The organism is Streptomyces sp. NPDC058092, from assembly GCF_042884935.1.
GTDB lineage: Bacteria > Actinomycetota > Actinomycetes > Streptomycetales > Streptomycetaceae > Streptomyces.
Map to the genome: position 1 here is coordinate 34,206 of NZ_JBHVSY010000032.1, position 15,623 is coordinate 49,828.

Annotated in this window: 15 protein-coding genes and 4 pseudogenes; 8 read left to right on the forward strand and 11 right to left on the reverse strand. The window is 70.2% G+C overall.

The features are described from left to right. The first annotated feature begins 397 nt into the window (after positions 1-397). Complete coding sequence (locus ACFVV1_RS35720) at positions 398-898, forward strand: inorganic diphosphatase (RefSeq protein WP_389998299.1); 501 nt, start codon at positions 398-400, stop codon at positions 896-898. Between the two features lie 171 nt (positions 899-1,069). Continuing rightward, positions 1,070-1,210 (forward strand): annotated as a pseudogene (locus ACFVV1_RS35725) (undecaprenyl-diphosphate phosphatase); the annotation flags it as partial. Here ACFVV1_RS35725 and ACFVV1_RS35730 read toward each other — a convergent pair. After that, positions 1,200-1,733: a SixA phosphatase family protein gene (locus ACFVV1_RS35730; RefSeq protein WP_389998301.1), complete on the reverse strand. Its 534-nt coding sequence runs from the start codon at positions 1,731-1,733 to the stop codon at positions 1,200-1,202. The pseudogene ACFVV1_RS35725 and the gene ACFVV1_RS35730 sit on opposite strands and share 11 nt — an antisense overlap. A gap of 484 nt (positions 1,734-2,217) precedes the next feature. Between ACFVV1_RS35730 and crcB (ACFVV1_RS35735) the strand changes: the two genes are divergently transcribed. Genes crcB (ACFVV1_RS35735) through crcB (ACFVV1_RS35745) form a run of 3 tightly spaced genes read left to right on the forward strand, consistent with a single transcriptional unit; the run spans position 2,218 to position 3,406 of the window. Beyond that, positions 2,218-2,682 carry a fluoride efflux transporter CrcB gene (gene crcB / locus ACFVV1_RS35735; RefSeq protein WP_389998304.1) on the forward strand — a complete coding sequence of 155 codons (465 nt, stop codon included), beginning with the start codon at positions 2,218-2,220 and terminating at the stop codon, positions 2,680-2,682. Continuing rightward, entirely contained in the window at positions 2,679-3,035 is a 357-nt protein-coding gene (locus ACFVV1_RS35740) for a DUF190 domain-containing protein (protein WP_389998307.1), read from the forward strand. Before crcB (ACFVV1_RS35735) ends, ACFVV1_RS35740 begins: the two co-directional genes overlap by 4 nt. After that, positions 3,032-3,406, forward strand: a complete 375-nt coding sequence (crcB, locus tag ACFVV1_RS35745) for a fluoride efflux transporter CrcB (protein ID WP_389998310.1) — start codon at positions 3,032-3,034, stop codon at positions 3,404-3,406. Before ACFVV1_RS35740 ends, crcB (ACFVV1_RS35745) begins: the two co-directional genes overlap by 4 nt. 91 nt (positions 3,407-3,497) lie before the next feature. Here the strand turns inward: crcB (ACFVV1_RS35745) and ACFVV1_RS35750 are convergent, their stop codons facing one another. The 5 genes and pseudogenes from ACFVV1_RS35750 to ACFVV1_RS35770 form a co-directional block, all read right to left on the reverse strand. Next, the gene (locus ACFVV1_RS35750; protein WP_389998387.1) at positions 3,498-3,800 is read right to left on the reverse strand and encodes a hypothetical protein; all 303 of its coding nucleotides are present in this window, start codon (positions 3,798-3,800) and stop codon (positions 3,498-3,500) included. Between the two features lie 670 nt (positions 3,801-4,470). Continuing rightward, entirely contained in the window at positions 4,471-4,869 is a 399-nt protein-coding gene (locus ACFVV1_RS35755) for a zf-HC2 domain-containing protein (protein ID WP_389998312.1), read from the reverse strand. A gap of 126 nt (positions 4,870-4,995) precedes the next feature. Continuing rightward, positions 4,996-5,691 (reverse strand): response regulator, encoded by a 696-nt coding sequence (locus ACFVV1_RS35760; RefSeq protein WP_389998315.1) that lies wholly within the window; start codon positions 5,689-5,691, stop codon positions 4,996-4,998. Next, positions 5,663-6,892 (reverse strand): sensor histidine kinase, encoded by a 1,230-nt coding sequence (locus tag ACFVV1_RS35765; protein WP_389998318.1) that lies wholly within the window; start codon positions 6,890-6,892, stop codon positions 5,663-5,665. The genes ACFVV1_RS35760 and ACFVV1_RS35765 overlap by 29 nt, the downstream gene beginning before the upstream one ends. Positions 6,893-7,229: 337 nt before the next feature. Next, positions 7,230-7,572: pseudogene (locus ACFVV1_RS35770) on the reverse strand (alpha/beta hydrolase); the annotation flags it as partial. Positions 7,573-7,711: 139 nt separating this feature from the next. Between ACFVV1_RS35770 and ACFVV1_RS35775 the strand changes: the two are divergent. Further along, positions 7,712-8,692 (forward strand): aldo/keto reductase, encoded by a 981-nt coding sequence (locus tag ACFVV1_RS35775; protein WP_389998321.1) that lies wholly within the window; start codon positions 7,712-7,714, stop codon positions 8,690-8,692. 36 nt (positions 8,693-8,728) lie between these two features. Here ACFVV1_RS35775 and ACFVV1_RS35780 read toward each other — a convergent pair. The 4 genes and pseudogenes from ACFVV1_RS35780 to ACFVV1_RS35795 form a co-directional block, all read right to left on the reverse strand. Next, positions 8,729-8,948, reverse strand: a pseudogene (locus ACFVV1_RS35780) (transposase); the annotation flags it as partial. Between the two features lie 23 nt (positions 8,949-8,971). Continuing rightward, positions 8,972-9,679, reverse strand: coding sequence for a hypothetical protein (locus ACFVV1_RS35785; RefSeq protein WP_389998323.1), 708 nt, complete (start codon positions 9,677-9,679; stop codon positions 8,972-8,974). Positions 9,680-9,731: 52 nt separating this feature from the next. Next, positions 9,732-11,189 carry a dihydrolipoyl dehydrogenase family protein gene (locus ACFVV1_RS35790; protein WP_389998326.1) on the reverse strand — a complete coding sequence of 486 codons (1,458 nt, stop codon included), beginning with the start codon at positions 11,187-11,189 and terminating at the stop codon, positions 9,732-9,734. Between the two features lie 188 nt (positions 11,190-11,377). Next, positions 11,378-12,037, reverse strand: a complete 660-nt coding sequence (locus ACFVV1_RS35795; RefSeq protein WP_389998329.1) for a LysR family transcriptional regulator — start codon at positions 12,035-12,037, stop codon at positions 11,378-11,380. Between ACFVV1_RS35795 and ACFVV1_RS35800 the strand changes: the two genes are divergently transcribed. Both ACFVV1_RS35800 and ACFVV1_RS35805 read left to right on the forward strand, forming a co-directional pair. Next, a complete protein-coding gene (locus ACFVV1_RS35800) occupies positions 11,978-13,288 on the forward strand; it encodes a PP2C family protein-serine/threonine phosphatase (protein WP_389998331.1) in 1,311 nt (436 codons plus the stop codon). The two genes, ACFVV1_RS35795 and ACFVV1_RS35800, sit on opposite strands and share 60 nt — an antisense overlap. A 23-nt stretch (positions 13,289-13,311) precedes the next feature. Next, positions 13,312-13,548: pseudogene (locus ACFVV1_RS35805) on the forward strand (IS110 family transposase); the annotation flags it as partial. A 184-nt stretch (positions 13,549-13,732) separates the two neighbouring features. On the opposite strand, the gene ACFVV1_RS35810 reads toward ACFVV1_RS35805, so the two are convergent. Then, positions 13,733-15,319 carry a DUF4874 domain-containing protein gene (locus tag ACFVV1_RS35810; RefSeq protein ID WP_389998333.1) on the reverse strand — a complete coding sequence of 529 codons (1,587 nt, stop codon included), beginning with the start codon at positions 15,317-15,319 and terminating at the stop codon, positions 13,733-13,735. Between the last annotated feature and the right edge of the window lie 304 nt (positions 15,320-15,623).

Below are 15,623 nucleotides of genomic sequence, written 5' to 3' on the forward strand. Positions count from 1 at the left end.
CCGCGCTGCTGGATGCATAGGGCAGGCGCACACTGGAGCCGTGCGCCGAGCATGCCGGTGATCATGTCCACGTACACTGCGAACCGACCCGCGCCGCACCCGTGGCTCATGTGCCCGCAAGGCATCTGGCTGCACCACGTCCTGAATTGGCAGGGCGCGCGCGGGGCCCGTACATGAGGTATGTGCCGGTCGGCCGGCTCTGCTGCGCAGAGCAGGACCGGCGCACCCGTCACGAGGTCGAGGGCGCCGAGAGCAGCGTGGGCCGACGCGCACCCACTGTGCTCGACGGACGGGCGCGCGGCGGACCGCCGGCCCCGCGCGAAGGCGCCCCGGGCGCGCACCGATGACGCACCGATGACGCACCGAAGAACCAACGCCCCATCGCCAGGAGGCAGCTATGGAGTTCGACGTGACGGTGGAGATCCCTCGGGGGTCCCGCAACAAGTACGAGATGGACCACACACTGCACCGCATCCGCTTGGACCGGTTGCTGTTCACCTCCACCAAGTACCCGGCGGACTACGGCTACATCGAGGGAACGCTGGGCCGCGACGGCGATCCGCTCGACGCTCTCGTACTGGTCGGAGAACCGACGTTTCCCGGCTGCACCATCGAGTGCCGGGCTGTCGGCATGTTCGTCATGAAGGACGAGAAGGGGCCCGACGAGAAGGTCCTCTGCGTGCCCGCCCATGATCCGCGCTACGCCACCATGCAGGACATCGGCGACATTCCCACCTTCGACAGACTGGAGATCACCCACTTCTTCGAGGTCTACAAGGACCTCGAACCCGGCAAGTCCGTCGAGGGATCCCACTGGGAAGGACGGGATCCGGCGTACGCGGAGATCGAGGCATCCCGCAAACGCGCCGTCGGTGGGAGCACCGGAGAGCCCTCGTGACCACCTCGGGCCTTCCGGGTGAGCTGATCCTGTCTCCGGCACGGGCTGGGCACCACCTGTGCAGAGGGCCGCTTCACCGGCCGGGCCGACGTCCTTCCGACGTCGCACGGCGAGCAGCAGGCGGCCCGCCGCCATTGAACTGATCTGCGCGACAGTCAGCCTTCCTCGGCGTCGTTCGTCGTCGCGTACGCCTCGATCGCCTGGCTGCTGAAGTTCGTCGCCAGGCACTCCTTCATCGCTTTCGTCATCTACCGCATCGTCGTCGGCGTCCTACGGTTCGGCCTGCCGGGGACGGGGATCCTCAACTCCTGACGTGGACGCCGCGCGGAACGGCGAAATCGGTGAGCGCCGCCGTGCCCGGAGCGAGCCGGGCCCACGTGCCGGGCAGCACCAGCACCGCTACCGCGGCGGTCGGGAACTTCACGCGGGCCCGCGTGAGTGCCTCGTCGTCCCCGTCTCCCGCCAGGGACAGGACCATGTCCTGCACTCCTGGCTGGTGGCCGATCAACAGCACGGTCCGCCGCCGCTCCGGGACGTCGCGCACGACGGAAACCAAGGCGGACGCGCTCGCCTCGTACACCCGCGGCTCGAACACCACCTCCGGCGCGGTACCCAGTTCCGCCGCGACCAGATCCCAGGTCTGTCGGGTACGCCGGGCGGTCGAGCAGATGACCAGGTCGGGCACGCACCGTGCCTCGTACAGCCACCGTCCGGCCGCCGGGGCGTCCCGGCGGCCCCGGCCCGCGAGCGGGCGTTCGTGATCGGGTACGCCCTCCGGCCAGGCCGACTTGGCGTGCCGCAGCACGATCAGCCTCGCCGACGCCGACCTGGGCACGGTCTCACCCCGCTTCCGGCAGCGAACGCGCCCGATCTCGCGAACGACGCGCCCTGTCCCGCACATGAGTTACAGGCCGGGATACGGTCCGGACAGGCAAAGCCCTACGCACCCCCTGCCTGCGGGCCGACCTCCGGGCGAGGCGGCATGTCGGATACGACTGGACCACGCAGAGCCATCGGCGCCGTGCGGCGCGGTCACGGCGAGCCTCATCGCCGGATGCGTCCAGTGTCCCGCGCGGGGGCAGGCGCCACAACCGCCCTATCTCTCCCCCACCCCCGCCCGGCAGGAGAACGTCCCCGGCACCCGCTAGGCTTGCCCGAGGCGGTGGTCCCGTACGCACCGCACGGCGGTGGGGCCCGCCGTACCCGAACCGCGGCAACGACGCCGCCAACGGTCCCTACTTGCAACGCGCAGTTCAAGCATGCCCGCGCCCGGCAAGTAGGAGACGTACATGGAAGAGTCCCGGAGCCCGATCCCCCCGATGGCGAACGAACCCGTCGACCCCGACGTCGATCTCCACGTTCCCGCGCAGCACAGAGAACTCCGGCTGCGTCAGGGCCCCGTGGTGGCCGCTGTCGCACTCGGCGGCGGGGTGGGGACGGCCGCACGGTACGGGGCCTCGCTCCTGTGGCCCACCGCGGCCGACGCCTTCCCGTGGACAACCTTGGCCGTCAACGTCATCGGCTGCGCGGTCATCGGTGTCTTCATGGTCGTGATCACCGACGTCTGGGCGGCCCACCGGCTCGTACGCCCCTTCTTCGGCACCGGCGTCCTCGGCGGATTCACCACCTTCTCCACCTACGCCACCGACATCCAACGCCTGGTGGACGGGCGCGAAGCACGCACCGGCCTCGCGTACCTGGCCCTCACACTGCTCGCCGCCATGGCCTCCGTGTGGATCGCGGTCACCGTGACGCGACGCGTCATCGAATGGAGGCAGCCATGAGGCTCACCGGTTCCGCGCTGCGCGTCACCATCTTCATCGGCGAGAACGACATGTGGCACCACAAACCCGTGTTCACCGAGATCGTCCACCGGGCCCGCAAGGCCGGTCTGGCCGGCGCCTCCGTCTTCCGCGGTATCGAAGGCTTCGGCGCCTCCTCCCTGATCCACACGACGCGGTTGCTGTCCCTGAGCGAGGACCTGCCGGTCGCCATCGTGATCGTCGACACCGATGACCGGATCCGGTCCTTCCTGCCGCAACTGGATGAACTCGTCACCGAGGGCCTCGTCGTCCTCGACGACTGCGAAGTCATCCGCTACACGGGCCGTCACGCCCGTGCCGAGGAGGGGCAGTGAACTGGCTGCTCGTGATCATGGGCGCCATGGTCGGAGCCCCCCTGCGCTATCTGACCGACCGCACGGTCCAGTCCAGGCACGACAGCCTCTTCCCGTGGGGCACCTTCACGGTCAACGTCGTCGGCTGCCTGGTCCTCGGGCTGCTCACCGGCATGGTCACGGCCGGAGCGGCCTCCTCCGACGTACAACTGCTTGTCGGCACCGGCCTGTGCGGGGCGCTCTCGACGTACTCCACCTTCTCCTACGAAACGCTGCGCCTGGCGGAGGACGGTGCCCGGTTCTACGCCGCGGCCAACATCGCGGCAAGTGTGGTGGCCGGGCTCGGAGCCGCGTTCACCGGCACGGCGCTCGCCCAGGCCGTCTGGGGATAGCCGCTCCTCGGGCAGGGCACTCTCGCCTTCCTGGCCTCCTTGATCCGGCCCTGCGCCACGAGCCGGCGACCGCCGCCCGGATCCGAGTGTGTCAGGCGCGGGTACGGAGGGTGCCTCTGGTGAGGCCGAGCAGGCGTTCGGCCGTTGCGATGGCCATGTCTTCGAGCACCGGATGGTCCACCTGTGTGTCGTCGTTGGCGTATGCACCGAGACCGTCGACGGTGACCAGGATGTGCAGGGCCACTCCGAGTGCGTCGTCGGTCGTGAATTCCCCGGTGCGGCGGCCTTCCTCGATGAGGTCCTCGAGGGCGGTACGCGTCGCGGACTCCTGCGTGCTCACTGCCGAGCGCAGCCCCGGCTTGAATCTGCTGACGTGCCGCGCGTTGAGCCACAGTCGGCTGAGGTCGCGGTATTCGCCAGTCGGTGAGGCGCACGAGGAAGCGCGCGAGCCGCTGGTCCGGAGGAAGCCCGTGTTCGTCGCGTGACAGGAGCGATTCGCGTTCCTGCGTTGCGGCGTGGGAGAACGCCTCGCTCACGAGGTTGTCCGCGGCCGGGAAGTAGTGGCCGATGAGCCCGGGGCGGACACCCGCTTGTCGTCCAGCGGCCATGTGACGAGCCGCTCGTCCACTCCCCGGCCGGCTCGGCACGAGGACGTTCTCCAGCAGCCGCTGGTGCGCCGACAGCAGCTGCCCTCGACCGCACCGCCACCGCCACCGCCACCGCGGTGAACGCCTGCCGGACACCAATGGCGGTATCGGTGGCGGTGGGCGGGAGCGGCCGTACGAACAGCAGCGCCAGGGAGAACTCCAGGAAGCCGGCCGCTTCGACGGCGAAGCAGGCGGCGAGCCCAGGATTCGCGACGAGCGCGCCGCTCGCGGCCGGTCCCGGCACGGCCGCGAGCCGGACGGACGCCGAGGTCGGTGCTCCCGACACGGCCAGGCGTTCGGCGCCCACGAGGGCGGGGATGGCGGCCGGCACGACCGGGCCGCCCATGCTCGCGAAGAGACCCGTCAGGGCCGGTGCCGTTGTGTCCCAGGGCACGTCGCCGCTTCCACCAGGTCCGTTCACTTGATGTACGACGTGGTCTTGCTGACCCATTGGGACAGTGTGATCTGCGTCGTCCGGGCGGCTCGGTCCGGCGTGCGGTGACGGGGGGATCCGTGGCCGCGTTCGGCCCGGTTGGCCGCGCACGCCCGCCTGTTTCGGCCCTGGCCGCCAGCCAGGGCGTCGCGCAGAAGGGTCAGGTGTGCGGGCACCGCCGCCGCGAGGCAGTCGTGCTCGTTCCGGCACGTGTCGCAGATGGCCAGGTGAGCCCCCACCGCACTCGCCTCATCGGGTGCGAGGATCTTGAGTGCGTGTTGGGCCAGTAGTTCACGGATCGTGCGGCATTCCTCGACGACGGGCTTCTCGCCGGACATCTTGGTCAAGCAGCGGGCTTCGATCATGGCGAAACCTCCGTTCATGGTCTCACCTTCGCCCAGCGACGGCCCCTGGCGCGTCGTCCCCGCACAGTGTTTCCCGACTACCACGGCTGCGGTATCCGGTACGCCGGATTACTGCTGGGACCCAACGCGGAACACCGCCGCCGATTACGCGGGCGCCTCTGGGCGATTTGGCTCGGCCGCCGGACTGACCAGCCCGCACTGATAGGCGACGACCACGAGCTGGGCACGGTCACGAGCCGCCAGCTTGGTCATTGCCCGGTTGACGTGGGTCTTGGCGGTCAGCGGGCTGACGAACAGGCGATCGGCGATCTCCTCGTTGGACAGGCCCAGCGCGACGAGGATCGTGACGTCGCGCTCCCGCGGCGTCAAGCACTCCAGCCGCTCGTGTACGGCCACCGGGCATGGATCCGGCTGGGCCAGAAACCGAGTGATCAACGCTCGCGTCGCCGTCGGGGACAGCAACGCCTCGCCGCCCGCGACCGTGCGGACGGCATCGAGAAGCTCCTCCGGTCGCGCACCCTTGCCGAGAAAGCCGCTCGCACCGGCACGCAGCGCCTCGGCGACGTGCTCGTCATTCTCGAAGGTGGTCAGGATGAGTACCTTCACACCTGCGAGGTCCTCGGACTCACTGATGAGCTGTGTCGCCTCCAGGCCGTCCATCTCCGGCATGCGGATGTCCATCAGGACCACATCCGGGCGCTGTGCGCCGGCGAGCTCGACCGCCTCGCGTCCGTTGGACGCCTCCGCCACGGTCTCCATGTCGTCCGTGGCGTCGAACAGCATTCTGAAGGTGCCCCGTAGCAGGGCCTGATCATCGGCAAGCAGTACGCGAATCGTCATGCCCATCTCTCCGATCCCATGCCGGGCCGGGGCGCAGTGGCAGTTCGGCTGTCACGGTGAATCCGCCCTCGGGGCGTGGCCCCGCGTGCAGCCTGCCCCCGATCGTGGCAGCCCGCTCACGCATGCCGATCAGCCCGTGACCGGCCCCTGGGTGAGGATGGTGCAGTCCGGCGGACCCGTCGTCCTCGACGGTGATCGTAAGCCGTTCACGGTGGTAGTGCAGGGACAGCCGGGCATGGTCGGCTCCGGCGTGCTTGCGCACATTGGTCAGGGACTCCTGCACGATGCGGTACGCGGCCAGGTCGACCGCCGGCTCCAGCGGTTCGGTGTCGCCGGACCGGGTGTGGCTCACGGCCAGCCCGGCGCGTTCGAACGACGCCAGCAGGGCCGGCACCTGCGCAAGGCCCGGCATCGGATCGCGCAGCGCCACCGGATCGTCGGACTGCCGGAGCAGGCCGACGGTCACCCTCAGTTCGTCCAGCGCGGAGCGGCTGGTGTCCCGGATGTCCTCCAGAGCCGTGAGGATTTGTTCCGGTCGCTGGTCCACCAGATGGACGGCGACGCCTGCCTGCGCGTTGATCAAGGCGATGTGATGCGCGACGATGTCGTGCAGTTCGCGTGCGATCCGGACACGTTCGGCCGCCACTCGCTGCTGTGCCTCCTGCTCGCGGGTGCGCTCCGCGTGCTCCGCCCGTTCCTCCACGGCCGCCACATAGGCGCGGCGTGAGCGCACCCCGTCCCCGACTGCGGCCGGCAGAGCCGTCCAGGCCAGCATCGCAACCGTGTCCGGGTCCAGCCACGACTGCGAGGTGAACACCTTGGCGGCGCATATCAGGACGGCAGCCGAGACAGATGCCGCGGTCCAGGCGGTACGCCGGTCGGTCCGCACGGCCACGTTGTAGACGGACACCAGAACCGGACTTGCCACCAGCGGGCTGTCCCGAATCCCGAGTACCTGAAAGATCACCCCGCAGCCAATGGTGACGACCAGTACGCCGAACGGGTGACGGTGCCGCCACACCAGCGCGGAGCAGCCGACGGCTGCCGCCACCACTGCCGGCCAACGCACCAAGAATTGATGCTCGTGCGGTATGACCGAGGCAGCCACGACCGACAGCACGAACTGCACAGCCGCGCCCATCGCGTCCACCGCGCGGATCCGGGCTTGCGCTCCCGGCCTCCAACCGTTGATCACCGCCATGCCCCCACCGTAGGGTCGCCGGCCGAATCGGGCATCGTCGCGCCACGGCACGGTGCGCCCGGGGAACGCGGTGGGCCGCTGCGAACATCTCCCGGACCACTCGGTACGCCGGGACATGGTTCGTTCGATCCAGGGCGTGGCTCCGGCTTGCCTGCAGGACCTGTACGCCGAGCTGCCGAGGGGCTCACCCCGTGGGCGAGGTCGGGGTGGCTCCGCTGCCGCACTACATCGCCTGCCGGCGGATGGTGAGCCTCGCCTCGGTGATCTTCCGTCCGAAGCGTGAAGTGATCCTGGTCCACCGCGGAGTCGACCCGGACACCGTCGAGCTGGAGGAGGGTTACTCCCGCGACATGCGCGGCATCGGGCGCCTCGGGACCCTCGTGCCGGACTGCGCGAGGAGGCGCTGGAGCCAGCGGGTTACGGGCGTTGCGTGCATCCTGGCTGAGGGCCGCCTGCGGTGCCAAGCTGTCGAAGCCGTGGTATGCACCGGGCCATACATGCAGTTCAGCCTGGCCGCCGGCCTGCCAGATCGCGTTCGCGTAAGCCACGTCCTCGTCCCGGAACATCTCGGCCGACCCGACCTCGATATAGGCCGGGGGGAGTCCGGAAAGGTCCGTGGCGCGGGAGGGAGCCGCGTAGGGCGGCAGGTCCGCAGCACCGTAGCGGACAGAACCTAGTGCTGTGACCAGGGTGGTTGGCCGGGTCTGGAGTGGGGCTGGTGGCATCGAGCGGTCGGACGGTCGACGCGGTGGCCAAGGATCTCTGGATCACTCGTCGGCCTTGCCGTCGTGTGCACTCCAACTCGTAGTGTGCTCAGGCATGGAGAACAGGACGCTGGGAGTCAGCAAGATCGAGGTCAGTGCGCTGGGATTCGGGTGCTGGGCCATCGGCGGTGAGTGGCAGGACGCCGACGGAAACCCCCTCGGATGGGGCACGGTCGATGACGAGGAGTCCATCGCGGCGATCCGGCGGGCGACGGAGCTCGGGGTTACTTTCTTCGACACTGCGGACGTGTACGGCACCGGCCGCAGCGAGCGGGTACTGGGGCGGGCGCTCGCGGACCGGCGGGACGAGGTGGTCATCGCCACCAAGTGGGGCAACGTCTTCAACGAGGAGACGCGCACGCTGATCGGCGAGGACACAACGGCCGCATACGTGCGCCGGGCACTGACCGCGTCGTTGCGGCGGCTGGGCACCGATTGGATTGACGTGTACCAGCTGCATCTGGGCGACGCGCCGTTGGTCGCGGCGGCTGAACTACGCGAAGTATGTGAGGAGTTCGTACGAGAGGGGCTCATCCGTGCGTACGCCTGGAGTACCGATGATCCCGGGCGAGCGGCGCTCTTCGCGCAGGGGGAGCACTGCGCGGGCGTCCAGCACGCGTGCAATGTGCTGGTGGATGCGCCTGAGATGCTGGCGTTGTGCGAGCAGCGCGGGCTCGCGTCCATCGTTCGCAGCCCGCTCGCTATGGGCCTGCTCACCGGCAAGCAGGGACCTCCCGGCCGCGGCGCAGCGGGCGACATCCGTTCGCTGCCGCCCGCGTGGCTGCACTGGTTCGGCGAAGGCGGCGTGCCCGCACCACAATGGAGGGCGCGCGTCGATGCCGTACGGGACGTGCTCACCGCAGACGGCCGCACGCTCGCACAGGGCGCCCTCGCGTGGCTGTGGGCACGCAGCCCGCGGACGGTGCCGATCCCCGGCTTCCGTAGCGTCGCCCAGGCCGAGGAGAATGCCATGGCCCTCCAGCGCGGCCCCCTGTCCGAGGCCCAGCTCTCCGAGGTCGCCGAGCTGCTGCAGTGAGAGGTACGGCCAAGTGCCGTGCCGCGCGCCGCAGCGGTGCAGTTCACGGGGCTGGACGGTGTGGTTGGGATGGTTCGAGTTGGCCAGGGTGAACTGCCTCAGCGGTCCGAAGTGCGCCTCGATCGGTTGGCCCAGGACGCGTTGTCGGGGTGAAGCACAGCTCGGCCCGGCTTTTTCGGGCCCGCTGATGGATCTTGGTGCCCTTGTGAGCGGAGAGATTGTCCGTGATCACGTAGAGCGGGGCGCCGTCAGGGCGGCGGCGCGGGTGATGAGTCCGAGTCAGTGCAGGTCTGCCTGAAAGGCGTGCCGGTGGTCGACGGGGCAGGTGAAGATTCGCAGGTCGCCCCATCTGCCGACGACGGCCCCTGTCTTGTCGTCGCTGGCCACGGTGAACAGCAGCGCCATGCCCGTGCCGCACTCACCGCATCGGAACACGGTGGGGTGCGACAGGTGCCAGGTTGGCCAGCCGCCCAGTTTCCAGCCTGCGAGACGGGTAATGGCGTCGCCGCCGTCGCCGGTCTCACGGACCAGTTCCTCCAGCCGCGGCCGGAGCGCTGGGGGCAATTCGTCTCGGAAGGGGAAGTCGGTCAGGTGCTCAGCAGTGATGGAGCACGCCTGGGGCAGGTATCCGTCCTCGTCGTACCGCAAGGGCGACGGCCGGGTCGTCAACTGGCTTGGCACATCGGCGGCCCGACACCAGCGCACCTCCAGCACGGGGCTGGCATCGGCCTGCTGGGCCGGAGGATCCCAGTGTTCATTGGGGCACCAAAGGATCTGCAGGAGGTCGGTGTCGCCGGGCCACCATGGTCCTGGTATGTCGCGCCGGTAGATCTGGGCGACCGGCACCATGGGTGTGGCAGGTACGCCTGCAGGGCATTCTTCGTCGGGCAAGGAACATTCGGGCCACGCCTCGTCGCTCGGCCAGAGCAGCGGGCCACCGATCGAGCTACTGCCGGCCTCCGGCTTTCCGCGCTCGGGGTGCAGCACGACTGCGTCGCGTGCGTACGGAGCGAGTTCGGGAAGTGCGGCGAGTATCGCTTCAGGTGCGGTCGCGCTGGTAGGCGGCGAGGAGGAAGAGCCAGATCTCGCTGACGGTCGGGAAGCAGGCGATCGCGTGCCTGAGCCGCTTGAGCGGGACCTCGCCGGCGACCGCGACGGTCGCCGAGTGCAGCAGCTCGCCGACTCCGGGGCCGACGAAGGTCACCCCGAGCAGGATTTCCCGGTCGAGGTCGACCACCATCCGTGCGTGGCCACGGTAGTTGTCGGCGTAGAGGTTGGCGCCCTGGGCAGTGTTGAAGTCGAGGTCGACGGTCTTGATGCGGTGGCCGGCCTGGGCTGCCTGTTCGGCGGTCAGGCCCACGGCGGCCGCCTCGGGGTCGGTGAAGAAGACCTGGGGCACGGCGTGCTGATCGGCGGTGGTGGCGTGGTCGCCCCACGGGCCGTCGTCCACGGGGAGGCCTGCGGCGCGGGCGGCGATGGCGTCGCCGGCGGTCCGCGCTTGGTACTTGCCCTGGTGGGTGAGCAGGGCCCGGTGGTTGACGTCGCCGACGGCGTACAGCCACGTGCCGTCGACCCCGCGGACCAGGCAGGTGGTGTCCACGTCCAGCCACGTGCCGGTGGTGAGGCCGACCGTGTCCAGGCCGATGTCGTCGGTTGCGGGGGTCCGGCCGGTGGCGAACATGACCTCGTCGGCCTGCAGGTCGCTGCCGTCGTCGAGGGTGAGGGTGACGTGCCCGGTGGGGTCCGGGCGGTGCAGTGCGGTGACCTGGGTGCCGATCCGCACGTCCACGCCCGCCTCGATGAGGCTGCGTGCGACGAGCTCGCCCGCGAAGGGTTCCATGCGCGGGATCAGTCGGCGGCGGGTGAGCAGGGCGACCTGGGAGCCGAGACCCTGCCAGAGGGTGGCCATCTCGACGCCGACTCCGCCGCCTCCGACGATGGCGAGCCGGCCGGGCACGGTGCTGGAGTCGGTGCCGTGCCGGTTCGTCCAGGGCCGGGCCTCATGGATGCCGGGGATGTCGGGCAGCAGCGGCCGGCTGCCGGTGGCGATGGCCACCGCGTGGCGGGCGATGAGACTGTGGCGTGCGCCGTCGTCCCTGGTGACCGTGGTGCGGCGGGGGCCGTCGATGCGGCCGTGGCCGCGGTACAGGTCGGCGCCGGTGGACTTCACCCACTCGGCCTGTCCGGTGTCGTCCCAGTCGCTGACGTAGTGGTCGCGGCGGACGAAGACCCGGTCGGTGTCGAGCCGGCCGGTGACGGCCTGCCGGGCGCCGTCCACCCAGCGGGCGTCGGCGACCGCGATGACCGGCCGCAGCAGGGCCTTGCTGGGCACGCAGGCCCAGTAGGAGCATTCGCCGCCGACCAGTTCACGCTCCACGACGGCGACGGTGAGGCCGGCGGCGCGGGCACGGTCGGCGACGTTCTGGCCGACCGGGCCGGCACCCAGCACGACCACGTCGTAGGTGCTGCTCGTCTGGTCCTCGCGTGCTTCGTTCATTGCTCCCTCGCGTCTGATCGGGGCTGACGGGGCCGCATCACCGGCTCATGTAACCGCGCGGTGCGCGTCGGCCGTCATACCCTGGCCGTAGGAGTCACCTGGAGCCGCCATGCGTGCCGCTTATGGCCGCATGGCGGCTGTGAGCGGCCTCGGGCGGTCCGGCGGCCTTCCGCGAGGACCACGGCCGTTCAGAACGCCCCCTGAACGTATGGCGGGTCCAGGAATCGCCGATGGCAAGAACGGAATCCCACGGTGGCGGGGGTGCTTGCCTCGCATGTCAGCTCGCGGACGAGTTGACGGGGCGCCGGACACGGCACTGCCGTACGCCCGGGCACCGGGCCATCGCCCGCAGTGCCTGGTCGTGCCGCACCAGCACAGCCCGGGTCTCGCCGAGCAGGGCCGTCCCCCGCCTCGGTGGGCCGCACACCGGTGCCCCTGCGCACCAGCAGCTTCACGCCGAGCTGCCGCTCAAGTCCGCTGACCGTCTGCGACAGCGCCGGCTGACTCACGACTTCAAAGACCGGCAAGCCAGTAGCGCTGAGCCCAGCGGGGGAGGCATCTGCGCCGAATGGGTGTCCGCGGACACCGTGCGGCCAGTCGCTGAGCGGCGGGGCCGGACCGCGGTTCAGATGAAGAACGGGGATGGAAGAACGGGGATACCCGGAGTGGACGGCGGAAGCGAGGCGGTGGCGATGGCGGAGGACCGGCAGGACCCGGGAGGCCGGGATGACGACGCCCCGCAGGACCGGGACGCCCCACAGGAGGAGACACCGGCCGGGGCGTCCTACATGTCGCTGCTGAACCTGCCGCTCAGCTCGGACCTCGACCGCATCGGCGAACAACTGCACGCCCTGGCTCGCGCTCAGGGCACCCTCCAGGGGTTGCTTCAGGCAGTACTGAGCATCACCGGCGAACTGGAACTGCCCGCGGTCCTGCGCCGCATCGTCAGCACCGCGATGAACCTGGCGGGTGCCCGCTACGGAGCCATGGGAGTGCTCGACGAGGAGGGCAGGTTCCTGGCCGAGTTCATCCCGCTGGGACTCACCGCGAAGGAGCTGGCGCACCTGGAAGGAGTCGAGCTCCCACGCGGACGGGGCCTGCTGGGCCACCTGATCCACCACCCCGAGCCGCTGCGGGTGAAGGACATCGCCACGCACCCGGAGTCGGCCGGCTTCCCGCCCGGCCACCCGCCCATGCACTCCCTGCTCGGCGTCGCCATCAGCGTACGCGGACAGATCTACGGCAACCTCTACCTCTCCGAACGCAAGGACGGACGGCCCTTCGACCGGCACGACGAAGGCGTGATCCTGGCACTGGCCGGCACAGCCGGGGTGGCCATCGAGAACGCCCGTCTCTACCAGCAGGTCCGCCACAGCGCCGAACAGTTCCAGCGGCTGCTGCTGCCCCGTCTGCCGGACCTGCACCCCTTCACGGCGGGAGCGGTCTACCGTCCCGCCAGCGCCCCCGCCGCGCTGGGCGGGGACTGGTACGACGCCATGCTGCTGCCCGACGGCACCTGCGCGGCGCTGATCGGGGATGTGGCCGGGCACGACCTGCGGGCCGCGGCCAACATGTCGCAGATCCGCAGCATGCTGCGGGCCCTGTGCTACGACGGGCACACCCCGCCCAGCACCGTCCTCACCCAGCTCGACCGCATCATGGACGCTTGGGACGAGGCCCCCATCACCACCGCCCTGGTAGCCCGCCTGGAACCCGCCGACGGCGGCTGGCGGCTGCACTGGTCCAGCGCCGGACACCCGCCGCCTCTGTTGCTGCTACCCGACGGCCGCGTGCGCTACCTGGACACCGATCCTGGGGTCCCCCTCGGGGTTGCGGCCGAGCTGCCTCGTCCCGATCACTGCCAGGTGCTGCCCGTCGACACCACCGTCGTCCTCTACACCGACGGCCTGGTGGAATTCCCCGGCCGGCCACTGGACCAGGGCCTGGACGCGCTGGCGGTCACCGCCTCCCAGCACGCGGGCCTGCCCCCGGAGGAGCTGTGCCGGGCACTGGCCGACCACCACCCCAGCGACGGCCACGACGACATAGCGGTTATCGCCCTGCGCACCCCACCCCTCACGGGCTATGCCCGCTCCTGACACCTCAAGACCTCGACCACTCAACCCACAGCCGGACCCGCTCACTCGCGGCCCTCACCCCGTTTCGTTTCAGCCTCCAACGCGTCCTCGGCCCGTGTCCGGACGACGACGCCGTCACCTGGCTGCTGGACCACTACGGCTCCCCGGCCGCGCTGCGACAAGCCGGCCGCCGCAGGCTCGTCGAGGTCATCCGCCCCAAGGCCCCGCGCATGTCCGCGCGGCTGAACGACGATGTGTTCAACGCGCTTGACGAACAAACCGCTTCCGGGTGGAGGGCGTTCATCGTGGTGCTCCTTGAGCTCCAGGGGGTGTGGGTGCGCAGCGCGGACAGGACCGTCGCCGTCTTCGTACGGACCGCGATCCCGATCCCGATCCCCGACTCGGTGCTGCGCGGATGCGGGCGGCGGACAGGCGGGACCGGCGGAGCTGCCCGGCGCACTGCGGTCAGCGACCGATCCGCACGCCGGCCACGATGTTGACGCCGCTCACCCAGTCGACCGTCGCGTTTGCACAGCGCACCGCGTCAGCGGCCCCGGGGAAGCTCGGGTCGGGCAGGGCCAGGCCCACTCGGTAGGTGCCGCGGGCTCCTCGGGGTACCGCCAGTGTGGCGCGCACGGTCGAGGTCGTCGGCTCGCTGTGATCGTCGGTGGTGTCCGCGCGGCCCTTCGGCTGCCAGTCGCGCCAGTCCGCGCCGGTGTCCGAGGCCGCCACCGTGCGGCCGTCGGCGTCCAGCAGCACGAGGCGTACCGGGCGAGGGTGCTTGGGCGGGGCGAAGCCGCGGTTGACCACGTCCACTTCCACCGGCAGCCGGCCGCTGCCGAGGCCGGAGAGGTCGTAGCGGGCGCGGCGGACCTCGATCCGGTAGCCGAGATGGTCGCGCAGATACTCGAACTGGGTGCGCGGTACAGCCGCGCCGTGGCGGTCGCGGAAGTAGCCGTCGGAGACGGGCAGCAGGGCGTCCGTCGCCTGTTGTTCGGTCAGTTCGGCCGTGCGCCAGGCCGGTACGGTGACCGTCGCGTTGTGCGCGATGGACAGGGAGTCGAAGCGCAGTGTCTGGAGCCGACGGGCGGTGTCGATGCCGGGGATGACCGTGCTCCAGGCGTACGGGTCCGCGCTCTGGCCCTTGTCCCAGGGCATCTCGCCGTCGGTCATCTGTGTGCTGGTCACGTTCAGGTAGGTGTTCCACTGCGGGTCGGACGGAACGTAGTAGTCCCACTGCCCGCCGCCGAGCGTCATGTAGTCGTTGTGGAACCCGACCCGGTCCAGGATGGTCTGATTCGTGATCATGTTGCGCTTCTCGGCGTAGCGCACCTGAGTGTGTATCCCGGGCGGCAACGCCTCGACGAGCGTGGTCATGATGGCGGTGACGGCGTCGGGGTAGTTCTCGTGCTGGTAGTAGCTGCCGTGCCACTCGCCCCAGGCGCCCAGGAATCCGGCCTGCCAGACGGCTACCACATCACTGTTCCGTGCGACGAGCGGGGAGAGCTGGCCGATGTGCCGCTGGATGTCCTGCACGGTGTAGCGGCGGCCCTCGCGGACCCCGTCGTCGTACGCGAAGCGCAGCACCGCGGCGTATCCCATGCTGCGCAGGCCGGCGAAGACCCGCTCGATGTTGTCCAGGGCGCTCTGCGGGAGGGGCGCGGTCGCGTAGTCCCAGAGGTAGAAATAGAGCTGCGTGAGGTTGGCGCCGGTCCCGTACTTCCGTTCCAGCAGTTCCAGCGTCGCGGCGGAGTCCGGCACATGGTCCTGCTCGTTCGTCCAGGGGCTGGTCAGGTCTTTGGCGTTGTACGACATTTCGTACCGGAATCCGCGGCGCGGGTTGTGCAGCAGAGCCCGGCCGTCCGGGTCGTCGGGCCGGATGCCGCGATGCGCCACCGTGCGCAGGCCTCCCGCAGCGGCTGCGGCGGGTGCGCCGCCGGTGCCGCCCAGCAGGGGAAGGGCAGCGGCGGTCCCGAGGGCGGTCGTCAGCAGCCGCCGCCGCGTCGCGCGAGGCTGGGGTGCGGGCTGCGGCTGGTCTCCACCGACGGTCATGAGCGGCTCCCTTGATCGTGGACGTAACAACGCCTTCGGATTTTCCCGGCACCCGGCCGGGAGAGGTATGGACGGAAGCGGCCGGCAGGTGGACTTTTCCCCTTACGGACGTCGCACTGCTCGCGCAGCCGCGCACGGTCTCCTCGGATTCTGAAGAGGCGATGTCGATGACGGTGGCGAGACAGAACCGCCCCTCGCCGACGGGATGCAGGCCATGTCGCCGCCCAGCGGGGGTCGAGCGCGGTGGGGCCGGGATGGAGGCGGCCCGCGGGGGCCGGGAAAGCCGCTCCAGGAAGCTCTTGGG